This is a genomic window from Nostoc sp., assembly GCF_036919615.1.
Classification (GTDB): Bacteria; Cyanobacteriota; Cyanobacteriia; order Cyanobacteriales; family Nostocaceae; genus Nostoc.
This window is the reverse complement of record NZ_JBALCN010000060.1, coordinates 1-6,296: the sequence shown is the minus strand read 5'-3', so window position 1 is coordinate 6,296 and position 6,296 is coordinate 1. Positions and strand designations below refer to the sequence as shown.

At 40.9% G+C, this 6,296-nt stretch carries 5 protein-coding genes and 3 pseudogenes; 4 read left to right on the top strand and 4 right to left on the bottom strand.

The window, feature by feature from the left end:
- Positions 1-830 (bottom strand): hypothetical protein (locus V7K48_RS18340; RefSeq protein WP_335074676.1); only part of this gene is annotated, 830 nt, incomplete at its 3' end.
- Positions 831-2,015: 1,185 nt separating this feature from the next.
- Here V7K48_RS18340 and V7K48_RS18335 point away from each other — a divergent pair.
- Positions 2,016-2,435, top strand: coding sequence for a hypothetical protein (locus V7K48_RS18335; protein WP_335074675.1), 420 nt, complete (start codon positions 2,016-2,018; stop codon positions 2,433-2,435).
- A pseudogene (locus V7K48_RS18330) lies at positions 2,422-3,213 on the top strand (ISAs1 family transposase). The gene V7K48_RS18335 and the pseudogene V7K48_RS18330 overlap by 14 nt, the downstream one beginning before the upstream one ends.
- A gap of 248 nt (positions 3,214-3,461) precedes the next feature.
- Here V7K48_RS18330 and V7K48_RS18325 read toward each other — a convergent pair.
- Positions 3,462-4,061: a DUF1802 family protein gene (locus V7K48_RS18325; protein WP_335074674.1), complete on the bottom strand. Its 600-nt coding sequence runs from the start codon at positions 4,059-4,061 to the stop codon at positions 3,462-3,464.
- Positions 4,062-4,140: 79 nt separating this feature from the next.
- On the opposite strand from V7K48_RS18325, the pseudogene V7K48_RS18320 reads away from it, so the two are divergent.
- Positions 4,141-5,127 (top strand): annotated as a pseudogene (locus V7K48_RS18320) (aldo/keto reductase).
- On the opposite strand, the gene V7K48_RS18315 reads toward V7K48_RS18320, so the two are convergent.
- Positions 5,020-5,382 carry an LLM class flavin-dependent oxidoreductase gene (locus V7K48_RS18315; RefSeq protein ID WP_335074673.1) on the bottom strand — a complete coding sequence of 121 codons (363 nt, stop codon included), beginning with the start codon at positions 5,380-5,382 and terminating at the stop codon, positions 5,020-5,022. The pseudogene V7K48_RS18320 and the gene V7K48_RS18315 overlap by 108 nt on opposite strands.
- An 8-nt stretch (positions 5,383-5,390) precedes the next feature.
- A pseudogene (locus V7K48_RS18310) lies at positions 5,391-5,738 on the bottom strand (dienelactone hydrolase family protein); the annotation flags it as partial.
- A 42-nt stretch (positions 5,739-5,780) separates the two neighbouring features.
- Here V7K48_RS18310 and V7K48_RS18305 point away from each other — a divergent pair.
- Positions 5,781-6,218 (top strand): VOC family protein, encoded by a 438-nt coding sequence (locus tag V7K48_RS18305; protein WP_335074672.1) that lies wholly within the window; start codon positions 5,781-5,783, stop codon positions 6,216-6,218.
- Positions 6,219-6,296: the final 78 nt, after the last annotated feature.

The window sequence follows — 6,296 nt, the reverse complement described above, 5'->3', positions numbered from 1 at the left end:
ACAGAACCATCTGCCCCAATCCACCAGACTTCCATACTGTTGGAAATTCTTGATACAGCTTTGATACTTCCGCTAGTTGAGGCACTACCTGCTGGAGCCAACTCAAAATGTTGCCATGCGGATGAGGATTTCGTTACCGTCGTAGGCTGTCTAAGCCATGCCTCATGAGTCACTGCGATCATCGATGGTTCATCTATAATGCCTATAGAATTCCACGTAAACAGTGCATAACCAGGTTTAGTTCCATCAATTCCCGCTGGAACCTGAACATGAAGTTGCTGTGCCAACCAAGCAAGAGTTCCATAGCCGCAAAGAGAAACACAATGATCCTCATTGCCATCAGGCTGAAACCCTATGCCAAACCACCCCGTTTGACCACCATATTTTTGCCAAGCAGCTTCTATTTGATTAGCAGCAACACCAATCTTAACAGGTCCTTGGGAGATGGCACTTTTTAGAATTGTTGAATCGGTCCAGTTGACCGAGAAATGTGCGCCATCGTCATAGATATAGGAGCTATCAGGGAAGCCGCCATTTTGCATCCATTGCATTACTTGGGTAAGGGAAGCACCCTCGAGAACGCCGTGTCTCGTCGCCCAGGTAATTACTTCATTGTCCGAAATAAATATCTCTGGATTGTTGCAAGCCTTGGCAAATGCCTCTTCAGCAGTGACGCAATCACCGTGAACGTCGTTACCCCACATCGAAATTCTTTGGGGTACCATAATGAAGTTTAGGGGTGTCCCAATAAGGGAAACGTAAGGGGTAACAGCTGCTAATACGTTTCTTGGTGTAGGGATTGCACCGCGTTTTGGGGATTGAATGGCCATCGTATTTCTCCTTGCACTAGATTAATAAAGTTGTCTATTTCGGCTCAGGAACTTTGAGGTTTCGCCAGGGCAAATGCATTTAAATATTGACGAGCCTAAATCAGAGTGGAATTGAGCAAAACCCAAATCAAATAAGGCTTTGAGGAAATTAAATATTCACCTATATGGTATAGTTACAGTTTTTGTCCAGTAACTTAAAATTGATCTAAATAGCATTTTGAATTCACCCAAGTTAGTTGATAAATTGGTACAGTGTGCTTACGCCGCTCTACTTACGTAACATCTTCAGGGTCAATGCCAGCAATGCCAGCAATCAGCCAATAAGTCTTGCGTAAAATGGTCAATTTAACGTTGTTTTTGGAAAACCAGTTATACCCCGATCCGTAATTAGGATAATGTGGCAATATCCAAATCTAGGGTTTTACCAACCCTCATTGCCTATTACGATGCATTTTTGTGATTTATGCACATGAACAAAAAATTAAATAGATGATGTAGAGCGATAGCACCTCGCCACTGATGCAAAACCCACAGCTAGCTATAAGAAGTGCTACGCGGTAGTTAAATTATTCAATCGTGGGTTTGAAACGACATCGGATGATGAAGGCGCTGGTGAGAGGCTGCCATTCGATCCAGAAACCTATGAGCAGCTAGAACAGCTTATCGAATATACAGGGCTGACGAAAGCGAAGCTGCTCAGGGCTTTAATTCAAGAAACAGCAAATTCACTGCAAAAATCGCAGTAAAATATTACTTTAATCTGAAGATTAAAATGGACTTTTCCCGTCCCAATCTCAATTAAAATGCTCAAACTAGGGGGTTGGGGGTGGGGTTCTTGTACCTCACTCAACCGATAACCGCTATAAAAGTAGTGGTAAATATGTAGGGACACCATAGTAGGGGCGAGTTTATATAATTCTTGATTACCCTGAATCAATTAATGATAAAAACTCGCCCATAACCAACAATAAATCAACAATCATTATTAAATTATTTGGGATTTTTATGAAACGTCGCCAGTTGATAATTAACACAGAAATTGTTTGTGTTACCGGTTTATTATCTACTACATTACCATCACTAGTAAAGGCTCAAAATAAAAAACCTACCTTCTATACTGAAGGTTGATATCTTTATAATAGATTTGGTGAAAACGTAATTCTTGATGGAATAAATTTACCCATTTTGGATGACTGGAATTTTCCTCAAGGCGATAAGTTAGCAGAATTAGAAAAAACGGGAGCTAATACGGTCAGAATTCAATGGTACAAAGATTATGGTCAACCTAATCGTCCTAGTTATTCGATTTCTGACTTGGATAATGTTCTCACTCGCTGTCGTAAAAGTCGAATTATTCCCATAGTCGTGTTAGCTGATTTGACCTGTAATAGCGATCCACAGTTGTTAAATACCCAGTTAATTCCTTGGTGGACGCAGAATGATGTGCTGAAGGTACTTAAAAAACATGAATCCTATCTAATTATTAATCTAGCCGGTGAATTGGGACTTTATCGGTGGACAGATAATCAACAAGCTGCTTTAAATAGTTTCAAGAATGCTTATAAAAGTGCCAGGGTAGGGAAAATCAGCAATACATTTAGTTAGCGCCTGGTCAAGTGAGTATCGCCTTGTTTTAGGACAAGTAAAAGTAGCAGATAAATCGAATGAAATTACTGCAATTCCTGCATTATTAAAATTGTTAGATTTAGCAGGATGCATTATTACGATTGATGCGATAGGTACACAAACTGCAATTGCATCTCAGATTTTTAATGTAAAAGCTGACTATGTTTTAGCGCTTAAAGGGAATCATCCTACACTTCATGCACAAGTTAAAGATTGGTTTGAGCAACACTTGAATTAGGGGTTTGAAGGTATTACTAATAGTTATGACGAACGGGTAGAAAAAGGTCATCATCGTACCGAAAAGCGGCAAGTTCAATGTGTTCCTATTTCTCAACTACCGTCTTTACATCATCAAGCTGATTGGGCAGGGCTTAAATGTGTTGTCATGGTTGTACGGGTAAGACATCTATGGAATAAAACAACCCGCGAAATTCAGTTTTATCTAACTAGTTTGGACTGCGATGCTCGTCAGCTGGGTCAAGCTATCCGTTTGCATTGGGGTGTTGAAAATGCTCTACATTGGACTTTAAACGTCACATTTAATGAAGATGCTTGTCGCGTTCGTACTGGTCATGCTCCACAAAATTTATCATTACTGCGACGGATTGCACTTAACGCATTAAATTTAGAGCAATCGTTCAAGCGTAGTAATCGTCAAAAATCGAATCGAGCTGCTATGGACAATAATTATATACTGACGATTCTTGCTGCTTCTTTATCCCAATATAATGATATCTCTAAATCCGCTTGTCAATAGCATTTGAGATGCGCTTACCCTGCGTCATCAATGGCTAGATGAAAAAACTTTGGCGGATGTGTTGGTGGAGATCAAAGAATTGCAGGAAGATGACACCAATCAATATGATGAAATTATTGAGTAGCGACTTAGAGATCATTTATAAAGTAAAAATAAAATTAACTGTAGGGTAAAATGGCGTAACTTAACTTAGATTTAGAGCCGTGACTTCTTCAAGAAGTCGCGGATCTGGGCAGCAACTTGGGTTATTAGAAAGATGGAGCATACAACTTATCACCGACAATCTGGCGAATTGTCTCTACTAATTGGGTGTATGCAAAGTCAGACAAAACTGGTTTTGCTGCTTGCAAGTGAATTGGTTGATCTAAATCAATCCATGACTTACAGCCGCCATATTTGGGGTGGTAAGGAATTTCTTGCTCTTGGGGTAGTTTATATGTCCGTAGGAGGAGAATATAAAGGGGCTGGCGTGGTTTCCATTTGAGGCGATCGCTAATAAAATGCTCGTTCCAAATATGGAAGGGAAGCAAGGTGTTGACAATAAATTCGTCACTAACTGGCAAAATATCTGTAATTTCAGCCCAACTACCGATGCGAACTGTCTCTGGATGCCAACCTGATGTAACTGGATAAACATGATTGGCATACTCAGCTTTCAGCATGAAAGCTTGTTGATGTTCATAAGTAGGGTAAAGCAAAATTTGCTTGTGGGCAACTTGGAAATGTCCATTTCGTTCATGGATACCACCTTTGCGGAGCAACATAATTGTTTTACCGTCTTCTAAGGCATTTACGGCGACTGCCCATTCTTTGAGAGCATGAAAAGTTGTAGTCAATTCCATCAGCATCTACTGTAACTCTGATTTAATTTCACGCTAAAACCGATAAAGTATGAACCTGTACAAGGGAATGAATTAGGAAGCAGTTATGGAAAAGCGGTCGCTAGGTACAACTGAAGTCAAAATCACACCTATCCTGATGGGAACTTGGCAAGCTGGTAAAAGAATGTGGGTGGGAGTTGAAGATGCTGACTCGATTAAAACTATCCAAGGCGCATTTGAAGCTGGAATCACAACAATTGATACTGCTGAAGCTTATGGCCAAGGACACTCTGAGCGAATTGTCGCTGAAGCTTTATCTGATGTCCGCGATCGCGTGGAGTATGCCACGAAAGTTTCCCCTAACCATTTAAAGTATGAACAACTCATTGAAGCTTGCGTAGACGCGTAGCGACTTGTCGTTAGACATCGTTCCCTAACCAACCTGAAAACTGATTACATTGACCTTTACCAAATTCATTGGCCCTCCGGTGCTTTTAATAGTGAAATAGTACCTATCGAAGAAACTATGAGCGCTCTTAACCTGCTCAAAGAGCAAGGTAAAATTCGAGCAATTGGTGTTTCCAATTTTTCCCACGTCCAGTTGGTAGAAGCAGCAAGTTATGGGCGTATTGATAGTTTACAACCACCCTATTCTTTATTCTGGAGACAGGTAGAACAAGATGCATTACCCTATTGTATCGAAAATAATATTTCTATCCTTGCTTATTCGTCTTTAGCACAGGGATTGTTAACAGGAAAATTTGATCTCGATCATAAATTCGACTCAGCAGATAACCGTGCTAAAAATAAACTGTTTCAAGGCGAAAACTTTGAACGTGCTCAACAAGCGCTACAACAACTACGTCCCATAGCCCTTCTTCATAATTGTACCCTTGCTCAGTTAGCTTTGGCGTGGTTAATTGCTCAACCCCAGACAACTGCGATCGCCGGGGCGCGTTATCCCGAACAAGCACTAGACAACGCATTAGCCGCCCAAATCAAACTTTCTGCCGCCCAATTGGCAGAAATTGACGCCATTGGACGTATTGTCACCGACCATCTTGATAACAATCAAATTATGTGGAATTGGTGACAATAAGGTAGGATAAGGCTTTTGTACAGGAGGAAATTGGAGTTTTGCACCTTGAACTTTCAGATGACGACCATTGAAGGTTACTTCATCACCTTGCATGAGCGATCGCCAAATTGTCAAAAACTCATCAGTGAGTTCATAACGCTGATCATGATTTAAGAAAATCCCATCTTTAGCAAGTTCTTTTGTGTCGCCACCAGTAACAACATTCAAAATAATCCGACCGTTAGAAATCTGGTCAAAAGTAGCAGCCATCCTGACAGACCAAAGAAGGCGTAAATGGGCCCTTTAATATCAGGAGTGCGGGTGATGGTTGGTTCTCCACCGCCAGGAGTTGAGTTGGGAATACCGCCACCATAGAAGGAAGCTGTAACTTTAATATCTGGTAAAGTGGCAGCTAGATAAACGACGTGACCACCAAAGCAGAAACCAATAGAGCCGATGCCTAACGGCAAGCCGCTTCGCGTCAACGCATCTCCTTGCACATTTGGTAAGGTTTTTAAATAGGCAATCGTAACCTTAATATCACTTAATATTTCATCTGCTGTTGTCTGCTCCTTATACCCTCTTCCTTGCTGGATATTTTCAGGGGTGTATCCACCCTCAAAACCTTATAACATTGCCAAATTTAACCCAAACTAGGAGAAAAATTTATGAAGCTTGATGCAGTTCATCATATTCAAGTAACCTATCCTCTTGAGGTGGAAGATGCAATGCTGTCTTTCTACAGCAAAGTTTTGGGACTGAGTGAAATTCCCAGACCTGAGGTGATCAAAAATGATTCAGGAGCGTGGTACTTACTAGGAAACATTGAATTGCACGTCAGTAGAGAGAAAAACGCCAATAATCAAGCATCTAGACGACATTTTTGTTTCCAAGTCGATAACTTGAACGCCTTTGAGGAACACCTAAAAGGGCATGGGGTAGAAATTATTCCCGATCAACGACCACTTCCAGGATGCGTGCGGTTTTTCCTCCGCGATCCCGGTGGGAATCGTATAGAGATTGCAGAGTTCGTAAAGAGTACTTTTACACAGCTACAAACAGAGGAGTTGCGATTAGAAAGACATTCAGTAAGAGGCTATTTATAAAGTAAATCTAAAGGTGGCTAACCAAATGAAATGATAACGCTAGGATACTTTTGAGATAGTGTATTTACGTAGCGTTAA